We start from the raw sequence: 17,154 nt of genomic DNA, 5'->3' as shown, positions 1-17,154 counted from the left end.
CATCGTTGTGAGGATTCATACGCGACATGTTGACACAAGGAGACAGGGTTGTCTACAATCCCTCAAGGAGACCGATCTGTCTCTTTCTTTGCAATTTCCTTGAGGCTTCTTTTATGAACACGACAACAGCGGCTTCCGCACAACAGCCCTCCGTCATCTATGATCTAGTCACGATAGGTTCCGGTTCGGCGGCTAGAGCCGCAGCGAACGAAGCACGTAGGCTCGACAAAACAGTCGCCATGATCGAACAGGGGTTGGCAGGAGGGACCTGTCTCAATGTAGGATGCGTTCCTTCAAAGACGTTGCTTGCGGCGGCTTCTGCTCGCATGTCTGCTGCGCATGGGAAGTTCCCAGGTATAGCGACCTCGGCCGGGCCTGTCGACTTGTCTTTGCTTGTCAGAGATAAAGATCAAATGATCGGGCACTTCCGGCAGTCTTTCCATGTACAAGCACCCAAGGATGCAGGTATTGCGGTATTTCGCGGCAAGGCGACCTTTGTAGCGTCAGATGAGCCAGATATCGTAGCGCTCGTCGTCGCGGACTCAGACGGAAACACAAACCTGGTGTACGCCAAGCAGGTACTGATCGCCAGTGGGGCAGCGCCATTCATTCCTTCCATTCCTGGCCTCAGTGAGGTGGACTTTCTCACTTCCGGCTCGGCCATGTCCCTTGAGCAGGTGCCTGAGTCCATGCTGGTCGTCGGCGGCAATGCGATCGGTCTGGAGCAAGGTCAATTGTTCGCTCGACTGGGCAGCAAGGTTGAAGTGGTCGAGATAGCTCCTCGAATTGCACCGTTCGAGGATCCCGCGATTTCTGCGGCACTGGAGCAGGCGCTGTCAGCGGAGGGCATCATGTTCCATACTGGCGCCAATCTGACAAACGTCGTACCACACGAGAGCGGGGTGCTTGCAACTGTCGTCGCCGAAGGACGTACTCAGCAAATTTTCGCCCATAAGATTCTCATAGCGACGGGGCGCCGTCCGGCAACTGAAGGACTCAACTTGGATGCTGTCAATGTGTCCAGGGGCGATCGAGGCGAAATAATTGTGGACGAACATCTGCGAACCTCAAATCCTCGCATCTGGGCAGCGGGCGATGTCACTGGTATGGCTCAATTAGTGTATGTCGCTAGTGCGCAGGGGACCGTGGCCGCGAGCAATGCTCTGGGCAACGAGCCTCGGTCCCTAGACTACACCGCCTTGCCCCGCGTCATTTTCACGTCGCCCGAGATGGCTGCTGTCGGCATGACTCCTATGCAGGCTGAGGCGGCCCAAATTGCCTATGATGTTCGTGAAATTCCGGTTTCCTTTGTTCTACGTGCTATTGTAAGTCGTCACGACAAAGGGATAATCAAGATGATATCCGAGCGTGAGACAGGAAGGATTCTGGGTATTCATATGGTAGGCGAATCTGCTGGAGAGGTTATTGCAGCTGCAACCTATATTATCTCCGCAGGACTTACGGTTGACCAACTTGCAAAACAGTGGTCTCCGTACTTCACTATGGCGGAGTCGCTTAAAAACGTAGCAAGCAGTGCGCCAACTTTGGAAGATTCGGCTAATGGCTAAATCTTATTATTACTATGCGCTTAAATTTCAAGGGATCGTTTCAGGGTAAAGTTTCCTGATGTGAGCATGTTTGAGTTTTTTGCTATGGCGGGATCGCTCAATGGGCTTCCCGCCTTTTTTGTGGTGAATCATTAAAGAATTTGCCGATCTTGAATATATGCATAAAAACTCAGGGGGTGCCGTTCAGTCTGTTGACGAGAAAGATAGGATTCTTTTACTGAGAAATTCCCGTCAGAACTTCAATTTATCTTCTCTAAATTTGAAAGGTTGTCAGGCAATTCATGCGCGATGAGTAGACACGCTGGCCTGCTTCAGTGCCCCCGAGTACTGCGACCAGAAGGAAAGGGGTTATTCGTTTCATAGTTCGATTTCCTGCTGTGGGCTACTGCTTCGCAGCCGCCGTCACCGCCGAGGACGCGCTTAAGGCCAAGGCCATTTCCTGGGTCATGGTGGGCGGTCTCGCGGGCGCCATCATCGGGCCGCAGTTGGTGATCTTCACGCGCGATGCGGTAGCGGGCACGCCCTACGTTGGCAGCTTCCTCAGCCAGGCGCTGCTGCCGCTGATCGCCTTGCCGATCCTGCTGATGCTGCGCACGCCGAGCCAGACCCAGGCCGAAGCAGTCGCCGATAGCGGTCGGACGGTGCTGCAGCTCTTGGCGATGCCGCGCTATCTGCTGGCCGTGGCTGCGGGCGTGGTGTCCTATGGGGTGATGGCGTTCGTGATGACGGCCGCGCCGGTGGCGATGGTCAACCACGGGCATTCGGTGGACAACGCCGCCCTAGGAATACAGTGGCACCTGCTGGCGATGTTCGGGCCGAGCTTTTTCACAGGACGACTGATGGTGCGCTACGGCAAGGAGCGCGTGACCGCCGTCGGCATGGTGCTGCTCGCCGCCTCCGGGGTGGTGGCCCTGGGCGGGCTCGGCCTGTCCCACTTCTGGGGCTCGCTGGCGCTGCTGGGCATCGGCTGGAACTTCAGCTTCATCGGCGCGACGGCGATGGTCACCGATTGCCACACCCCGGCCGAGCGCAGCAAGGCGCAGGGCATGAACGATTTCTTCGTCTTCGCCGCCACGGCGGCCGTGTCGTTCCTCGCGGGATCGATCCTGCACAGCTCGGGCTGGCAGGCGGTCAACTGGATGATCTTCCCGGCCCTGGCGCTGATCCTGGTGCCGCTGCTGTGGCAGGCCGCGCGAAAGCCGGCGCTGCCAGCTCCGGTCTGATCGGAGCGGTGCAAGAGGCGCTCCGCGCAGTGGGTCGCCTCGGCCGCTACAGCACCTGCTTCCACTGGCGCAGCCTCGACAGCGCGTCGTCGTAGGCGGTGGAGGTGAAGAACTGGATCTTGCGCCCGAGGGTCTTCATCGGGCTCAACGCGGGATCGAAAAGCGAGGCGTTCGAATGGTGCGCCACGCAGTCGAGCACCCGGTCCTGTCCCTCCGTGAGCATGGCTTCCAGCTCGCGAAGGTCTCTGCCCGCGAAACGGCGCTGGAAGCCGGCAGAAAGACGCTCGGCCCGCTGCGCCATCGCACTCGGCGAGTAAAAGGACGCCGAAGGTCCAGGCGTCCGATCATGCGCGAACTGCAGGATCATCGTGTTCCAGACGATGACGTCCACCAGGACCATCGCAGCGTTGGTATGCAGGCGCGGCTCCTGCCAGATCATGGCCGTGTGCCGGTAGTGGCTGGCGGGAATGGTGGCAGCTTCTACCCCGAGCTTTCGGTGGCTGGCGCGAACCTTGTCAAGGAGTTCCTGCTTCGTGGTTGGTAGTTTCATTCGGGATTTCTATTTCATCGAGACAAGGCTCGATAACCGGCGTGTCAGATATTCATCAAGTCACCAGCGCAATTACCTTGGATTGAGGAAAAGCGCTTGCCTCACCGCTGCGCTGGCGGCGCCGAGGGCTTGTGCATGATGAAGCGGGACATGTCGGTGATTTCCTGTTTGCGGATTTACGTTACTGCTGAAGCTGCTTCTGCATGGTGTTGTGGTTGTAGTAGTCGCTGGCATAGACAATCTTTCCGTTCGAAACACGGAAGAAGCTCGCGCCGAAATAACTGATGGTCGAACTGGAGGGCGACGTCCCGCCATTGCTGTTCTTGGTGGCGGTGAATTCCCACTCGATCGCCACACCATCGCCGGAGGCAACCGGCTGCGAACGGATTTTCATTTTTCGGTCGGGCAGGATTTTCATCAGAAACTGCGAGACTTCGGTAATGGCTTGAGGCCCAGTGCGGGACGCTTCATTGCTGGTATTGAAATAGACGACGTTGGAATCGAGCACTTTTTCCATCGCGTCGGTTCGCCCGCCATTCCAGGCGTCAAGGTATTGCCGGACCACCTTCACGTTCTCTGGCTCATCTGCCGCCTGCGACGTGACGCTATAGGCGAGTGAAGCCAGCCCGAGGAATATCGCTCCCAAAGCCTGCACCGGACGGCAGCGCAAGCCGTCTGAAGAACGAAGGGGCCTGAATGACAGGGCGTGCTGCATGTTGTTCATGGTCGAAATACTCCAAAAGGTGTTGAAAAAAATCCCGCTCGCACGGGCGTGGTGGAAAATCGCATGTCGCGCGCAACGAAGCACAGGCCGTCGGCAATTGCTCTTTTGTCAAATACATAGAATCATCCTATGTATAAGGCCTGAGTTGCTACAATCGAGGTCCGATGGGCTCCCGTCTCTACGTCATTTGAGAACCGCGATGAATAACCGCTTCACACTCCCACAGGCGCCGCGGCGTTCGCTCGTCGATTCGACGATTGAGCTGATCCGCGGCCAGATCGAGGGAGGCGCCTGGAAGGTCGGCGAGCGCATCCCCAGGGAGCAGGAACTGGCCGAGATGCTGGAGGTTGGCCGCAACACGGTGCGGGAAGCCATTCGCGTGCTCTCGCACGGCCAGGTCCTGGAAGTCCGCCAGGGTGATGGCACCTACGTGCGAACCAATATCGATCCGGCCGAGGTCATGCGCCGTGTCGGGCGTTCCGGCTTGCGAGAGCACTTCGCGTTGCGCTGCATGCTGGAAACCGAGGCGGCCAGGTTGGCCGCGGTGCATCGGTCCAAGGCGGACGTTGGGCTGCTGCGCCGACTGTTGAAGGCCCGCGGCGAGCAGGAGCAACACGCATCGAGCGCGGCCTTTGCCGAGGCCGATACGGCTTTCCACTGCGCGATCGCCGGGATGTGCGGCAACGGCGCGCTGGCTGAGCTGTACCGCTACTTCGCGAACTCGGTCCGCATGAACACGCTGACTGCGCTGAAGGACAAGGAACTGCCCGAGCCGGGTCTCGCGACCCATGAGGCGATCGTGGATGCTATCGAGCGCCAGGATGGAGAAGCAGCTGCGGCGGCTGTGCGGAACGTGGTCGCTCCGCTGATTGCGGCACTTGAGAAATCGGGTTGATCCGAGCGCGACTCCCGCGCTGGCAATGCCGCTTTCCATCGAGCAGCCGGTCGCCGGCCCCGTTGATCGGAACGCGGGTTGTTTCCCGGAGAGCACGCGGTAGCCGGTCCTCATGGATAGGCCCTTGGTGCGCTACAGCGACCGGACGGTGCTGTTCATATCGAATCTTCGACGCGACCACCCGCCAGGACATACCGGGCCAGCGCCTCGGCATCGGCGTGGGTGGCCCGGGTGGACTGCGGTGTACCGAAAGCCTGGACGAGCTTTGGCAGCATGGCCTCCAACTGGGCTCGCTTATCCGAATCCGGTTCGACGTGGATGAGCGCGAGCAATGTGCCGCCAAGCGTCTCCTTGTGAGTCTTCAGCCAGACGCCGCGCTGAGCGCGATCGTCGAGAGTCTCTTCTGGCCCTCCCGCGACGTAGATAAGCACGAAGGGCTTTCCGCAGGCGACGAGTTCATCCATTTCCGCGCACCAGGCGCTGCTGTATCCGTTGTAGATGCTTGCGCCGTCGAAGCGGACGATGGGGAAATCGCTGGTGTCGTGAACTTTCGGTTGCTGGGACATGATCCTGGACTCTCGCTATTAACGTCCTAACATCCTACCTTTGTTGAGAATTACTTGCAACTGAAATGGGCATGGGCACACCGCCGTGCAGCGCCAAGTGACGGGCGAAATAAGGGCTTGACCTTCCAACAATGGGAGGCCCTACAGTGAACCCATCAACCTCATTCAAGGAGTTTTTTCATGAAGGTCAACAAGTTCAGCCTCTTGTTCATTGCGGGCGCCGTCGTGGTCGCCGCCGGCCTGATGGCCGTCCAGAAGAAGGTGGTCGTCCCGTCGGGTGAAGCGATGCAGGCCAGTGCGGGCGGAGGTCACCAAGGGCACGCGATGCCCTCCAGCGCCTCGGCCAATGACAGTCCTTCCACGACCGCGTATCGCGCCGTGAACGACCAGATGCACGCCGGGATGGGAGCGCAGTTCACTGGCAACGCCGACGTCGATTTCATGCGTGGCATGATCCCGCACCACCAGGGCGCGATCGACATGGCCAAGGTGGCGCTGCAGTACGGCAAGGACCCGGAGGTTCACAAGCTGGCCCAGGAGGTCATCACCGTGCAGGAAGGCGAGATCGCCATGATGAACAAGTGGCTGGGCGACAACGGCCAGCAGGCGGCGGCCGGCAGCTCGGGCGATGCCTCGACGGCCGCCTACCGTGCCGGCAACGACCGCATGCATGCGGACATGATGATCGACTTCAGCGGCGACGCCGATGTGGACTTCATGCGCGGCATGATCCCGCACCACCAGGGTGCGATCGACATGGCCAAGGTGGCGCTGCAGTACGGCAAGAACCCGGAGGTCCGCAAGTTGGCTCAGGAGGTCATCTCCGCGCAGGAAGGCGAGATCGCCATGATGAAGAGTTGGCTTGTCGCTCGGGGCAAGTGAAGGCACGACCATGAACCAAGCCAACACCCCGCGCATCCTCATCTATAGCACTCCAACTTGCCCGGACTGCCGGGCACTAAAGGAGTGGTTGTCCCAGCAGGGCATCGCGTTTGAAGAGCGCGACCTGACCGACCCGAAGATTTCCGCGGAGGCCAAGTCACGAACCGGCGTGCGCGTGGCCCCGATCACGATCGTCGGCGACGAGGTCTTCTATGGCACCTTCGCGAGCCAGAAGCCGAGGCTGATGAAGGCGCTCGGTCTTCAGTGAGCCGCTGAAGGAAGACCGTGGTCACGGGCGGAGTCGCCGGTGCGGACCCCGGTCGGACCCTGTAAGCGCTGTTGTGGACGCGTCTGCACGCAAAGCTCAAGACCGTGAGGCATTCTTCGCCGACGACGCTCGGCGCTTTCGCCTGCGGTCGTTGACATCACGAGAGGAATTTTTATGCGATCGACATCATCAGCCACCTCCCTGCACGTCGCCATTTCCGAGGGCATCACAGTCGCCAACGACCTGCCGTTCGTGCTGTTCGGCGGCATCAACGTCATCGAGGATCTCGATACGACCCTGGCTGCGGCTGAGCACTTCGCGGAGGTGACGCGCAAGCTGGGGATACCCTTCGTTTTCAAGGCGTCGTTCGACAAGGCCAATCGCTCGTCGATCCATTCTTTCCGAGGTGTCGGCCTGGAGGAAGGGCTGCGGGTCCTCGATGCGGTCAAGTCGCGGTTCGGATGCCCAGTCTTGACCGACGTGCATGAGGTTGAGCAGGCCATGCAGGTCGCTGCCGTTGCCGACGTACTGCAAGTTCCGGCCTTCCTGGCCCGGCAGACCGATCTGGTGGCCGCCATTGCCCGCACCGGTCGGGTAGTGAATGTCAAGAAGCCGCAGTTCCTCAGCCCGGGCCAGATCAGGCATGTCGTCCACAAACTGCACGAGGCTGGCAACCCGCGCGTCCTGCTGTGCGAGCGTGGCACGCAGTTCGGCTACGACAATCTCGTCGTGGACATGTTGGGCTTCCGCGAAATGAGCGTTGCCAGCAGTGGCCTGCCACTGGTGTTCGACGTAACCCATAGCCTGCAGCGGCGAGAAGCGGATGCGTTGGCTTCGGGTGGGCGTCGCCAACAGTTGCCCGAACTCGCGCGGGCCGGCATGGCGGTCGGCATTGGCGGTTTGTTCCTCGAAGCACACGCCGACCCGGCGCATGCACGTTGTGACGGACCCAGCGCTCTGCCACTGGACACGCTCGAACCGCTGCTGCGGCAGGTCAAGGCGGTGGACCAACTCGTCAAGTCGTTCGAGCCTCTTCGGATCGACTGAAGCTTGCCACCCGTTCAAACAGAACGTGTGGCACTTCCCCTCTTAGTCGGCTATTTGAGCGACAGATAAGGATTGTTCGGTGGAACGGCATCGAATATGTGCGATGGGTCTTCGAGCAAATAGCCATGCACCTGGCGCGTTTTGCGCGGTCCCATGACCTCGCACGTCCTGATGTTCAGACCCGATGGCTGTTTCCTGTGGAGTCCGAGTTTTTCAAAGCGCTTCTGCACCCACTGCCAGTCCTGCAGGGCCGCGTCCTTCGCAAGCGGCCCAATGGTTGGATGCTCTTGTGCGTAGCGCTGGAAAACACCAGGGCTGATCAGGTAAACCGTGTCGGACACGGTATGTACCAGGGCCTTGGCGTCATTGATGATGAGCTTGCGGGTCTGGACGGCCTGTTTCAGCCAGGCCATGAAATGCTCGCCCGATGGCCGCCCGGTAAATGAGGCGAAATCGTGCGGCGCAGGCGCGGCGGTCGGCGCCGAAGGACCTGGGGCCGATGCGGGAGGGTCGAGCGGCACCGCTGCATCGTCGGCACCCTCTGGCGGGGCTTCGACGGACTGCTCCGGCTCAGGCGTTGTCTCGAACATCGCCAGCATGCTTTCCAGTGGGTCGGCCGGATTGCGCTGCGTGCTGGGAGGTATGGCGTGACTTCCGCCCGACTGATCTGGACGGCTGCTTGCTGCGGGCTCCTTCTCCGTTGCCACCGCTGCTCCAGGTAGCAATGCAGCGTCGGGTGCGGACGGGCGCGGCCCGTCCTCGGCCTCGCCGGCGTTGTCCACGGTCACGGTTCCCGCAAATGGGCTGGGTCGCTCCGAGGGCTCCCAGATCAGCGCCGGGGCCAGGCGCAGGAGCGTGAAGGCATGGGACCAGCCACTCTCACTGGTAATAGTTGCGCGCCAGATGGCCTTGCCGGAGGCGGTGGGCTGCAACATGGCATGATCCTGTAGCACGTTGAACACGGCCGTGTTGTTCGCGGGGATGCCATCGACCCCCTGGGACAGCAGGTGCGCGCGCAGCTTGTCCGAGACTGTCTTGCTCACCAGCCACAGCGCGTCCTCGGTGAGCCAGCCATCGGAGGCCTCCGGCTGGTTCAGTTTCAGCTCTTCCTTGAGCAGGTAGCGCAGCCCGTTGACCAGCTTGCGTTGGAGCGAGTGCTTGGGCGCGGCCATGGCGCGCGCGGGATCGCCGCCCAGCTCCTGGGCGACGGAGGCGCGGTCGGCCTGCACGACAAGCTCGCCCAGAACCCCGGCGTGCTCGTACTGCCCAGCCAAGACGTAGAGCAGCGGCGCCCACAAGGATGGATAGCCACTGAGCCAGTCCAGCAGATCGCGATTGAGCAATTGCTGGTACAGCAAGCCTGTCGCGGCGCTGTGGAGCCGGTACTCGCGATCGTCACGGTAGCGGAAGCGGTACGGTTGGCGCAGCGGGCCGTGCCATGGGTGCCAGGTGCTGCCGTCGGCCAGCTCGACGTGCAGATCGACGGCCACCTTGCCGATGTCATGGAGCAGTGCGGCATAGGCGACGGCCGCAGTCCAGGCTTCGGCCTGCGCCGCCTGGTCTTCGGGGCTGGCCCCGATGGGCAGCAGATGGGACTGCCGCAGCTTTAGGCTGTAGGCGACGATTTCGAGGCCATGGTCGAGCATGCCGCCCGGGTAGGCATGGTGATGCGCTTCGGAAGCCGGGAAGGCCTGGACCAGCTCGGCGTAGCGCTCCAGCGGCGCGCGGTACAGGGAGGCGAACTGCTTGCGCGAAAGCGAGGTGCGCTGCCAGATGTGTTCCAGCAGCTTCTGCCGGCGCGGGGTGGCGAGCAACGATGCGGCCGACTCCGGCCGCATCAACCCTTTCGGGAGGTCGGTGGCGGGTGCTGGCGACGGCGCGGCAGCGACCGGGGGCCGTTTTCGCTGGAACAGGGAGAGCATGTCGATGTCCTGATGACGGGCCGACCGGGAGGCCTTTTCGCCTTTTCGAGGTAGGGCCTTTCCCCTTGCACCCCATTCCCTTGCCGTTTCGGCCCTTTGGCCTTTAACCGTTTCGGTATAGCGGGGCCTGGGTTGCGGCTCCAGCGCCAATGTGGAATCTGCTCGAATGGATTGGACGGCGACCAGGTGATGGCCTCGGCCTATGCTGCGGAGATGCTGCTTCCGCCAGGTAGGTTGCCCCTAGGCGTCCAAGTTGACAAACGCGACAAACGCGACTAGAGTGAATCTTGTCTCAAACCTGCTTGGGAGATGACCATGCCCACCGCCATTGAATTCATTGCCGATCGTCTTCCGCGCGTCACCGTGGAGGACGTGCGCCGTTTCGCGGATACCGTTGAAATCCGGGACGCCACGGCATTCGCGGCCGAGTTGCAGGCGTTCGTTCACGAGCGCGTGGAAGCGGTGAAACTGCCCGCTAACCTCGCAGGCGAAACGGTGGAGCATGCCCTGGAGCGCAAAGCGGCCGCGCTGCGTGCCGACACGAGTTGGGCACCGACTGAAACCGACGTCCAGCGTGGCCGCGCCGTGCTGCTGGAGGCCTTCAACCAGCCGCACAACCTGCCGCCCGCGGAGTTCGCCAAGCTGGCGGACAAGTCGCGCCAGCAGATCTACAAGGACATCCTCGCCCGTCGGCTGTTGGCGCTGAACGTGGGGCCGCGCGGTCAGAAGCTGCCCGACTGGCAGCTCGACCCGGTAAAGCAGCAGTTGACCCAAACCGTGCTTCAGGAGGTCGAGGGCATCGACCCCTGGACGATCTACCGCGCGCTGTCCGAACCGCTCGAAGGCTTGGGCGGCCGCTCGCCGGTGGATGCGGTGACGCACAGCACGATCGATGACGTGGCCGATGCCGTGTTCAACGTACTGGGCGTTCAGGTGCATTGAAGCGAGATCGCCATGAGCCACGAGCTGCCTTCGTTCCTGATCGATGCCGGTGAACTGCTCCAGCATGTGAGCCGCGTCGTCTATCGGGGCAGCCCGCTGTACTATGGCCGCAGCAGCACCAATCGCTACGATGACCCGGCGCGGGCCTACGGCGTGCTCTACCTGGGGCGCGACCTGCCCACGGCGCTGATGGAGTCGGTGTTTCATAAGCACCAGTGGCTTGCGGACACGAAGCGCTCGATCGCGCTGAAAGAAGTCCAGGCCCGGATGGTGCGCGCAGTAGGCGTGATGGACGATGTGCTCTTGGCCGACCTCACGGCGCCGGGCGTCATGGCGGGCTACTTCGGCCTGAACCTGGAGCAGTTGGCCAGCCGCGACTACACGCACACGCAGCAAGTGTCCGCCCAGGTGCATGCAATTCTCGGAGACGACGGCCAAGCGCTGTTCGACGGGGTGCTCTATCCGTCGCGCAACAACTATCCCGCCAAGAGCATCGCCCTGTTCGAGCGTGCGGCAGCAAAGGTAGGCGTTGTCGATGACATCGACCTGGTGGACCATGTGGACTGGCCGCACTTCGTTGCCACGTATCGCGTCGACGTGGAGCCTGACCCCGGCCCGGTGGAACCGGATGACGAAGCGTCATGAAGCACTTTGAAGCCCGCAGCAGAATGAAATGGACCAAATTGGAATAGGCATCCCTCAGTAGCAGGAGACGACCATGAGCACCACGACCCGCATCAGCACTGCGGAACGCCTCGGCCGCGCCCTTGGCCGCGGGTGGCGCGCCTATGCGCGCAGCGAACGTCGGGCGTCGAACTGGTTGGTGTCCAAGGGTGTGCCGTTGGCTGCCGCCGCCGCGCTGCTGTGGGCCGGCAAACTGGCTGTCCTGGGGCTGCTGCTCTACGTTGCTTTCTGGCTGGCGTTGCTGCTGGTCGCGCTGGTGTTTGTGGCCCGGGGGCACGATACCGTCGAATGGGAGCCGCCCGAACCAGAGTGGCGGCACGGGCACGCCGGTTTTGGCCTCTATACCCACGATGAGTATCGGATAGATTCACATGATCCATCTGATGAGACCTAGCGAAGAAGCAAGGCACTACTTCCTCTTGCTGGGTGTCGATGCCCACTTCATAGCGCCGCCAAAGGCCATGTCGGCGGCTTTGCCGCCGGCCGCTTTGGCGCCTGCCGTACCAGCAGCAAGCCCTTGCAACATGCCCCCCACGGCGTAGCCCGCCCATCCCAAGGCGGTTACCCAGAACAAGGGCAGCACGATGAACATCGTCGCCATGACGAAATTCAACAGCATGTCTCCGAAGGCATTGTTGAGGCCCATGACCGGATCGAAATTCGTATGCGGCCGGTTCCATCCCCAGCCCCATCCGTAGAGCGCGTCCAGAATGGTGCTGTCGATCCAGCGCGCGAGTTGGAACCAGAAATCCACGAAGAACAGCGCAAACTGCACCACGCTGACCGTCACGAGTGTTTTCAGGTTGTAGGTGCTAACCATGAGCACCACCGGAATGCAGACAACCAGCGCCATCTTCAAGAGCGCCAGCACCATCGGAAGAGCCTGGCGCATTGCATCCATGGAGGGGAAGTAGCCCAGCGAGCCTACCGCCAGTCCTACGTCGGCCGCCGCCCGGGTGATGATGTTTGGGTCGGTCATTTCGATCTGGCCACCGTAGTCCGTATAGACGCTGCCTTGGTTCAGCTTCTGCTGTCGCGGTGACGCGATCGCGCGGATCACCGAATCGTCCACCTCGGCACGGCTCAGGAAGCCAGCCCAGCCCGCCAGGCGATTGAGCAGGCTCGGGTCCACCTGACCCAGCAAGCGTGCCCGCAGTCCATTGCTGCCATCGGCCCACCATTGCCTGCAGGTCGGATAGCCGCCGCCGCTGGCCACCTGCGCAAGCCCTGCGTCGCGCGTGCTGTCATAGGGCCAGTCCTCGCGCGGGGTGCTGGAACGGTATGTGTCGTAGTAGCCGTTCGTGTCCGTGAAGAAGCGTGAGCCGATCCAGGTTACGTCGTGCAGCTGCTGCTCATCGAGTTGAGGCCGCTGCATGAACAATTTCGCCCGCGCAGCCCCATAGCAATCCCGCGAGAAATCCGCTACTTCCTGAGCCAACACTGGGTCGTCAATGCGAGTCGCGTCGATCTCCATGCGCATCTGCCGCAGGTCCGTGCCGCACGGGATCGCTGCCACTGAAGCGCCCGTGACGGCGCGCGAGAGCGCGTGCATGAACGCCCACCACACCGGCACCTTCGCCGACTGGTTGTTGATGGTGCTGAAAGATTGCGACCAGCCGGTATTCGAGGGCTGCGGCACACTGACCTGGCATTGCGCCGAGCGCGAGCTGTCGTACTGGATGGTGTTGAGGTCCACGTCGATGAACGGGATGCCCGCGAACATCACCACCACGATGGCGACGAAGACCCGGTTCTCGATGCGGGCGGCGCTCAGCACGCCTTTATTGCCCTCGTCGGCGCCTTCTGCACGGGCCTTCAACCACTCCTGCACGATGATCGCCACGAAAGGCAGCGCGAAGACGCCGCTGGATACCAGCACGGCCCAGATGCCGTTGTTGACGATCCAGGACACCAGCGTAAGGTAATACTCCAGGTAGTCGGTCGTGAACAGAGTCATGGCCCGAATCTCCTCTCAGCCCTGCATCAACAGGCTGGCTTCCAGCGCCACGATGGCGACGACGCCTGCGATCTCGGTGCGCACCAGGCGGTGCCGCGCCTGGGCGTCGTCCTCACGTACCAGCAGCCGGCGGCGCATCCAGATCCACCCGTACACCGTCGCCCCGTATAGACACAGCCGCCACACGAATAAGTAACCCGCAGCGGCGGCGAGCCACCGCTCCCAGCCGGCAACGCTGCCGACCAGGTAGATGCCGGCGATGTTGGCCGCGACCGCGGCGGCAACGATCAGCACCGTCCACAGCAGCGCCTTCGCCGCGCGCCGGCTGAACAGCCAGCGCAAGGGGCGCCAAGTCATGCGCGCCGCGCTCATGGCCTGGCTCCTGGATTGCCCTTCTGCAACTGGTCGAGGCGGTCGGGTACCGGATCACCCTCGTAGATGCCGCGCGAGCCTGCCGCGCGCGTACCGTGCCGCTGGATGATGGCCATCGGTGAGTTGTTTGCCAGCTCGCGCCGAAGCTCCAGCTCCGTCTTCAGGTTGCGGATCTCCCGGTCGAGCGTGTCGCTCTCGTGGTTCACGGCCTTGACCGCGAGTTCGTTGGCTGCGACGTTGGGCTCCTTCTTGCCCGTGAGCAGCGTGCGCTGGAGCAGCAGCGCTTTTTCCAGCACCGACGACAGCGCCACCTCCGACGCGAGGCGCCGCGCCAGAAGGTCCTGGTCCGGCTCGTCGCGCAGCGCCTCGATCACGCCACGCGTGATTGGCAGCGACGTGCTGCCAGCCTCGCGCAGGTTCTCAAAGGTGGTAGTGCGCGTGCCGGAAACCAGCTCCTGAAGGACCTCCAGCTTCGCCTCGTACTCTTCCTGGATCAGCGGCGTCAGCCCGACGCCGGGCACCGTCTCGGTCTTGGTGCAGGAGTCGCAGGTGCGCTGCACCTGCTCTCCGAGGACCCGCGTGGCCCATTCGGTCGCCTGCTGCGGCGACGTCCAGGTCTGGCAGGACAGGCTCGCACAACTGGCGGACGCGATGGAGGATGTGTCCGTCACGCCACGACCGTTGACCAGGTTGTAGCCCGCGCGGGTGACGTCGCCGACCACCCGGATGGCGGACTGGCCTGCGCCACCAGCATTGCTGCCACCCACCCAGGGCACGCCGTCGTTGCCGCGGCGCGTCTCGGCCTGCTCGACGGCCGACACGGCATCGTTGCTGCCAACCGCGTCACGCAAGGCCATGCCTTCGGCCATCTGGCTCCAGCCAAGCTGGCCACCCGCTGTCTCGGCCATCTTCTCCGCCATGGCGCGGCACGTCAGCTTGGAGCGGTCGAAGTCCAGCCGCGCCTGCAGCACGCCGTTGGTCAGCAGGTTGTACAGGCCCGGATCGGCGCGCTGAATGATCAGCGCCGGCAGGGACGCTACCGCGCTGGTGGCGCTCTGGATTACGTTGCTCATGATCTGCTGAAAGCCGTTCGTGATGCCGTTGAGCTGATTGCGCAGCGTGGTCTGGATGCTCATGTCGCCGCAGATCAGGTTGCTGTTCCACCCCACACCGACCCCGATGGAGCGCATGCCGGCCGCGCGGCCCATGGACACCGCGCTGCCGCCGCCGATCGAGTACATGACGTCATCGCCAATGACGGGGCCGCTGTTCTGGTATCCGACCTGTGCCCACGCCAGGCCGCAGACCAGGGCGAGCGTGCCGGCCAGTGCCGTCGGGCGCAGCAGGCGGCACGCCTTGGTGGACAGGTTCTTCGGTTCAGGACGCTTCATCGTGGCACCTCAGAGGAAATCGACGCTGCCGAGGAACACCTGGCCCCGGCGTTCGCAGCACGCATACGGACGCCACAGCGCCCACGCGTAGTCGCCTTGCTGGGCTTGGGTCAGCGTGCCGCTGTGGGGGAACACCACGCAGGTGTTCGACAGGCGCGGCGTCAGTTCCTGCCACTTGCCGGTCGAGGCATCACCTTCCATCAGCGCGCCGGCCGGCCAGTAGCCATCACGCGCGTTGGCGAGCAGCGGCTGGTACACGTGCAACTGCCCGCGCCGCGTGACGACGTCACCGGCGCGCTGAGCCACGACCGCCCCGGATTTGTGGTCGTCGGTCTGGTGCAGGAAGCCGCCGCGCGGATAGACATTGCCCCAGAGGTTCATCGTGGTGCGCGCACCGACCTCGCGCCGGCCCGGGATCAGCGCCTCCGGGTAGGCCATCTCGGGCACGTTGTAGCGCCAGGCCAGCGTGTCCAAGGTGCTGAGCAGATACGGCATGAAGGCCGTTCCCGCGCCTTGGCAAAAATAGCCCGAGGACGAGGCGAACTGGTTGAACACCTCGCCGCCGGGATGGCCGATGACATCGGCGTTCTTGAATTTGGCGAGGTTGTTTTCGTGGTCTTCGTTGGTGGTGCCGTCGCCGCCTGCCTGGGCCGAGGCGTTCGGCATGCTCATCGCTCGCACTTCGACCCAGGGGTTCTCTCCGGTGTTGCTGTAGCTGGAGACGACCGCATCGGGGACGTAGTGCCGGACCTTGGTGGACGTGCGCACCGAGCAGCCGCCATAGGTGCAATACAGCCAGTAGCAGATGCCCACCACCCGGTACTCCAGGCAGTCCGGCGACATGACGGAGGACACGATGGTGACGGTGTTCAGGGCGTAGCTGCCCGTGGCGCTGACCAGCAGCAGCGAGGCCACGGCGACGCGCAGGCGGCGCAGCAGGTCGAATGGGCGATAGGTCACGGTTGCCTCCTCCGGTGCTGCTCGATGCAGGACACGGCCCGGGCCACGTCAGGCTCGCCATAGACCACATAGCGTTGGTCCACCACGACGGCCGGGATGGTCGTGACACCCAAACTCCATGCGTCGGTGATGCCCTGGTAGGCGGTGCCAATGCGGCGCTGAAGGTCGGTGCCGCCTTGGTTCAGGCGTTGCCGGACGATGGCTGCTGCGCGCTCGGGGTCGGCTGGCAGATCTGCGGAAAGCTCTGCTTCGAGCCCGGATGCCCGGTCCAGCTCGATCAGCCGCTCGCCGCCCATGGTCTTGACCGGGTGGCGGCTGTCGGTGACGACCACCACGTCGGCGGCGAACGCGGCCGGGCTGAATGCCGCGAACGACGCCGGCAGCACGATGGCCAGGCCAAGGGTTCGCCAGCCTGGTGCGAACCGGGTAAAAGCTCCTGGCATGTCTTGCACCCCGGAAGTTGATCAGGGCCATAGTCAAACGCCGAACCCCATGCGGCCCCAACAAACAATGCGCATCGCGGCCACCCCGCATACCTGCTTGTGTCGCCGCGCAGAAAAATGCGGAGGCCGAAGCCTCCGCGCTGATCAACGAAGCAGTACAACCCTTACAGCAGGCCGGACTCCGCAAAGGAGAACGGGGCACCCTGGCCGACGATGATGTGGTCCAGTACCCGCACATCGATGAGCGCCAGCGCGGCCTGCAGTTGCTGGGTCAGCATGCGATCCGCGCTCGACGGCTCGGAAATGCCCGAGGGGTGCTGGTGCGCGAAGACCACCGCGGCCGCATTCAACTGCAGAACACGCTGCACAACGACACGCGGATAGACCGAAGTCGCGTTGATCGTGCCCCTGAACAGCGGCTCGTAGGCCAGTACCTGGTGCATGCTGTCCAGGAACACAGCGACGAATATTTCGTTGGGCTCGGCCACCAGCTTCACGCGCAGGTAGTCGCGCACGGCCGTGGGGTCGAGGAGTTTCGGACCCGCTTTGAAAACCCGCTTCTCCAGCAGCGCAATGGCTTGCTGGATGATCCAGTCCTCGTGCTGGGCAGCGATGGCGGAAAGCGACTCCAGGCAGGAGTCATTGACGACGAAAGACATGGCGAACCTCCAAATGGTGAGATCGGAGGGCGCGCGCCCGGGGAGGGCAAGCCCTCCTGGGGAACGAACAAGGTGCATCCATCACCGCGGTGGCGGTGATC

The 17,154-nt window shown here is 62.7% G+C and carries 19 protein-coding genes; 9 read left to right on the top strand and 10 right to left on the bottom strand.

Annotation, left to right across the window (positions count from 1 at the left end; translation table 11 throughout):
• Positions 1 to 26: 26 nt before the first annotated feature.
• Together merA and P5703_RS10405 are read left to right on the top strand one after the other, a co-directional pair.
• Positions 27 to 1,568 (top strand): mercury(II) reductase, encoded by a 1,542-nt coding sequence (gene merA / locus P5703_RS10410; RefSeq protein WP_223656231.1) that lies wholly within the window; start codon positions 27 to 29, stop codon positions 1,566 to 1,568.
• A gap of 377 nt (positions 1,569 to 1,945) precedes the next feature.
• Positions 1,946 to 2,791 carry an MFS transporter gene (locus P5703_RS10405; RefSeq protein ID WP_024082530.1) on the top strand — a complete coding sequence of 282 codons (846 nt, stop codon included), beginning with the start codon at positions 1,946 to 1,948 and terminating at the stop codon, positions 2,789 to 2,791.
• Positions 2,792 to 2,837: 46 nt separating this feature from the next.
• Here the strand turns inward: P5703_RS10405 and P5703_RS10400 are convergent, their stop codons facing one another.
• Together P5703_RS10400 and P5703_RS10395 are read right to left on the bottom strand one after the other, a co-directional pair.
• A complete protein-coding gene (locus P5703_RS10400; RefSeq protein WP_003821138.1) occupies positions 2,838 to 3,341 on the bottom strand; it encodes a ClbS/DfsB family four-helix bundle protein in 504 nt (167 codons plus the stop codon).
• Between the two features lie 181 nt (positions 3,342 to 3,522).
• The gene (locus P5703_RS10395) at positions 3,523 to 4,065 is read right to left on the bottom strand and encodes a nuclear transport factor 2 family protein (protein ID WP_015912832.1); all 543 of its coding nucleotides are present in this window, start codon (positions 4,063 to 4,065) and stop codon (positions 3,523 to 3,525) included.
• A gap of 199 nt (positions 4,066 to 4,264) precedes the next feature.
• Between P5703_RS10395 and P5703_RS10390 the strand changes: the two genes are divergently transcribed.
• Positions 4,265 to 4,960, top strand: coding sequence for a FadR/GntR family transcriptional regulator (locus P5703_RS10390; protein ID WP_003821135.1), 696 nt, complete (start codon positions 4,265 to 4,267; stop codon positions 4,958 to 4,960).
• A gap of 155 nt (positions 4,961 to 5,115) precedes the next feature.
• On the opposite strand, the gene P5703_RS10385 is transcribed toward P5703_RS10390, so the two are convergent.
• On the bottom strand, positions 5,116 to 5,526 hold the full coding sequence (locus P5703_RS10385; RefSeq protein WP_012614065.1) for a hypothetical protein: 411 nt from the start codon (positions 5,524 to 5,526) through the stop codon (positions 5,116 to 5,118).
• Positions 5,527 to 5,706: 180 nt separating this feature from the next.
• Here P5703_RS10385 and copM point away from each other — a divergent pair, with 180 nt between their 5' ends.
• The 3 genes from copM to kdsA all read left to right on the top strand — a co-directional run bounded on the left by copM (position 5,707) and on the right by kdsA (position 7,723).
• Positions 5,707 to 6,408, top strand: coding sequence for a CopM family metallochaperone (copM, locus tag P5703_RS10380; protein ID WP_003821133.1), 702 nt, complete (start codon positions 5,707 to 5,709; stop codon positions 6,406 to 6,408).
• 10 nt (positions 6,409 to 6,418) lie between these two features.
• Positions 6,419 to 6,676: a glutaredoxin family protein gene (locus P5703_RS10375; protein WP_003821132.1), complete on the top strand. Its 258-nt coding sequence runs from the start codon at positions 6,419 to 6,421 to the stop codon at positions 6,674 to 6,676.
• Between the two features lie 174 nt (positions 6,677 to 6,850).
• Entirely contained in the window at positions 6,851 to 7,723 is an 873-nt protein-coding gene (gene kdsA, locus P5703_RS10370; protein WP_003821131.1) for a 3-deoxy-8-phosphooctulonate synthase, read from the top strand.
• Between the two features lie 50 nt (positions 7,724 to 7,773).
• Here the strand turns inward: kdsA and mobH are convergent, their stop codons facing one another.
• Positions 7,774 to 9,645: a MobH family relaxase gene (mobH, locus tag P5703_RS10365; RefSeq protein ID WP_003821130.1), complete on the bottom strand. Its 1,872-nt coding sequence runs from the start codon at positions 9,643 to 9,645 to the stop codon at positions 7,774 to 7,776.
• Between the two features lie 315 nt (positions 9,646 to 9,960).
• On the opposite strand from mobH, the gene P5703_RS10360 reads away from it, so the two are divergent.
• The 3 genes from P5703_RS10360 (at position 9,961) to P5703_RS10350 (ending at position 11,665) form a co-directional block, all read left to right on the top strand.
• Positions 9,961 to 10,587: an integrase gene (locus P5703_RS10360; protein ID WP_285586554.1), complete on the top strand. Its 627-nt coding sequence runs from the start codon at positions 9,961 to 9,963 to the stop codon at positions 10,585 to 10,587.
• Positions 10,588 to 10,599: 12 nt separating this feature from the next.
• Positions 10,600 to 11,232 (top strand): RES family NAD+ phosphorylase, encoded by a 633-nt coding sequence (locus tag P5703_RS10355; RefSeq protein ID WP_003149772.1) that lies wholly within the window; start codon positions 10,600 to 10,602, stop codon positions 11,230 to 11,232.
• A gap of 73 nt (positions 11,233 to 11,305) precedes the next feature.
• On the top strand, positions 11,306 to 11,665 hold the full coding sequence (locus P5703_RS10350; RefSeq protein WP_003149770.1) for a DUF3742 family protein: 360 nt from the start codon (positions 11,306 to 11,308) through the stop codon (positions 11,663 to 11,665).
• Positions 11,666 to 11,680: 15 nt separating this feature from the next.
• Here P5703_RS10350 and P5703_RS10345 read toward each other — a convergent pair whose 3' ends face one another.
• The 6 genes from P5703_RS10345 to radC form a co-directional block, all read right to left on the bottom strand.
• A complete protein-coding gene (locus P5703_RS10345; protein ID WP_004350620.1) occupies positions 11,681 to 13,228 on the bottom strand; it encodes a conjugal transfer protein TraG N-terminal domain-containing protein in 1,548 nt (515 codons plus the stop codon).
• Between the two features lie 15 nt (positions 13,229 to 13,243).
• Entirely contained in the window at positions 13,244 to 13,600 is a 357-nt protein-coding gene (locus P5703_RS10340) for a hypothetical protein (RefSeq protein ID WP_003149767.1), read from the bottom strand.
• Entirely contained in the window at positions 13,597 to 14,991 is a 1,395-nt protein-coding gene (locus P5703_RS10335) for an integrating conjugative element protein (protein WP_003149765.1), read from the bottom strand. The genes P5703_RS10340 and P5703_RS10335 overlap by 4 nt, the downstream gene beginning before the upstream one ends.
• A gap of 9 nt (positions 14,992 to 15,000) precedes the next feature.
• Complete coding sequence (locus tag P5703_RS10330) at positions 15,001 to 15,951, bottom strand: TIGR03756 family integrating conjugative element protein (RefSeq protein ID WP_004350617.1); 951 nt, start codon at positions 15,949 to 15,951, stop codon at positions 15,001 to 15,003.
• Positions 15,948 to 16,394 carry a TIGR03757 family integrating conjugative element protein gene (locus P5703_RS10325; protein ID WP_004350615.1) on the bottom strand — a complete coding sequence of 149 codons (447 nt, stop codon included), beginning with the start codon at positions 16,392 to 16,394 and terminating at the stop codon, positions 15,948 to 15,950. The genes P5703_RS10330 and P5703_RS10325 overlap by 4 nt, the downstream gene beginning before the upstream one ends.
• Before the next feature lie 164 nt (positions 16,395 to 16,558).
• Positions 16,559 to 17,053 carry a RadC family protein gene (gene radC / locus P5703_RS10320; RefSeq protein WP_003149760.1) on the bottom strand — a complete coding sequence of 165 codons (495 nt, stop codon included), beginning with the start codon at positions 17,051 to 17,053 and terminating at the stop codon, positions 16,559 to 16,561.
• Positions 17,054 to 17,154 lie beyond the last annotated feature (101 nt).

Source organism: Stutzerimonas sp. FeSN7, assembly GCF_030263795.1.
In the GTDB taxonomy this organism is placed as follows: Bacteria; Pseudomonadota; Gammaproteobacteria; order Pseudomonadales; family Pseudomonadaceae; genus Stutzerimonas; species Stutzerimonas stutzeri.
The sequence above is the reverse complement of the archived record's forward strand: the minus strand, read 5'-3'. Positions and strand labels throughout refer to the sequence as shown.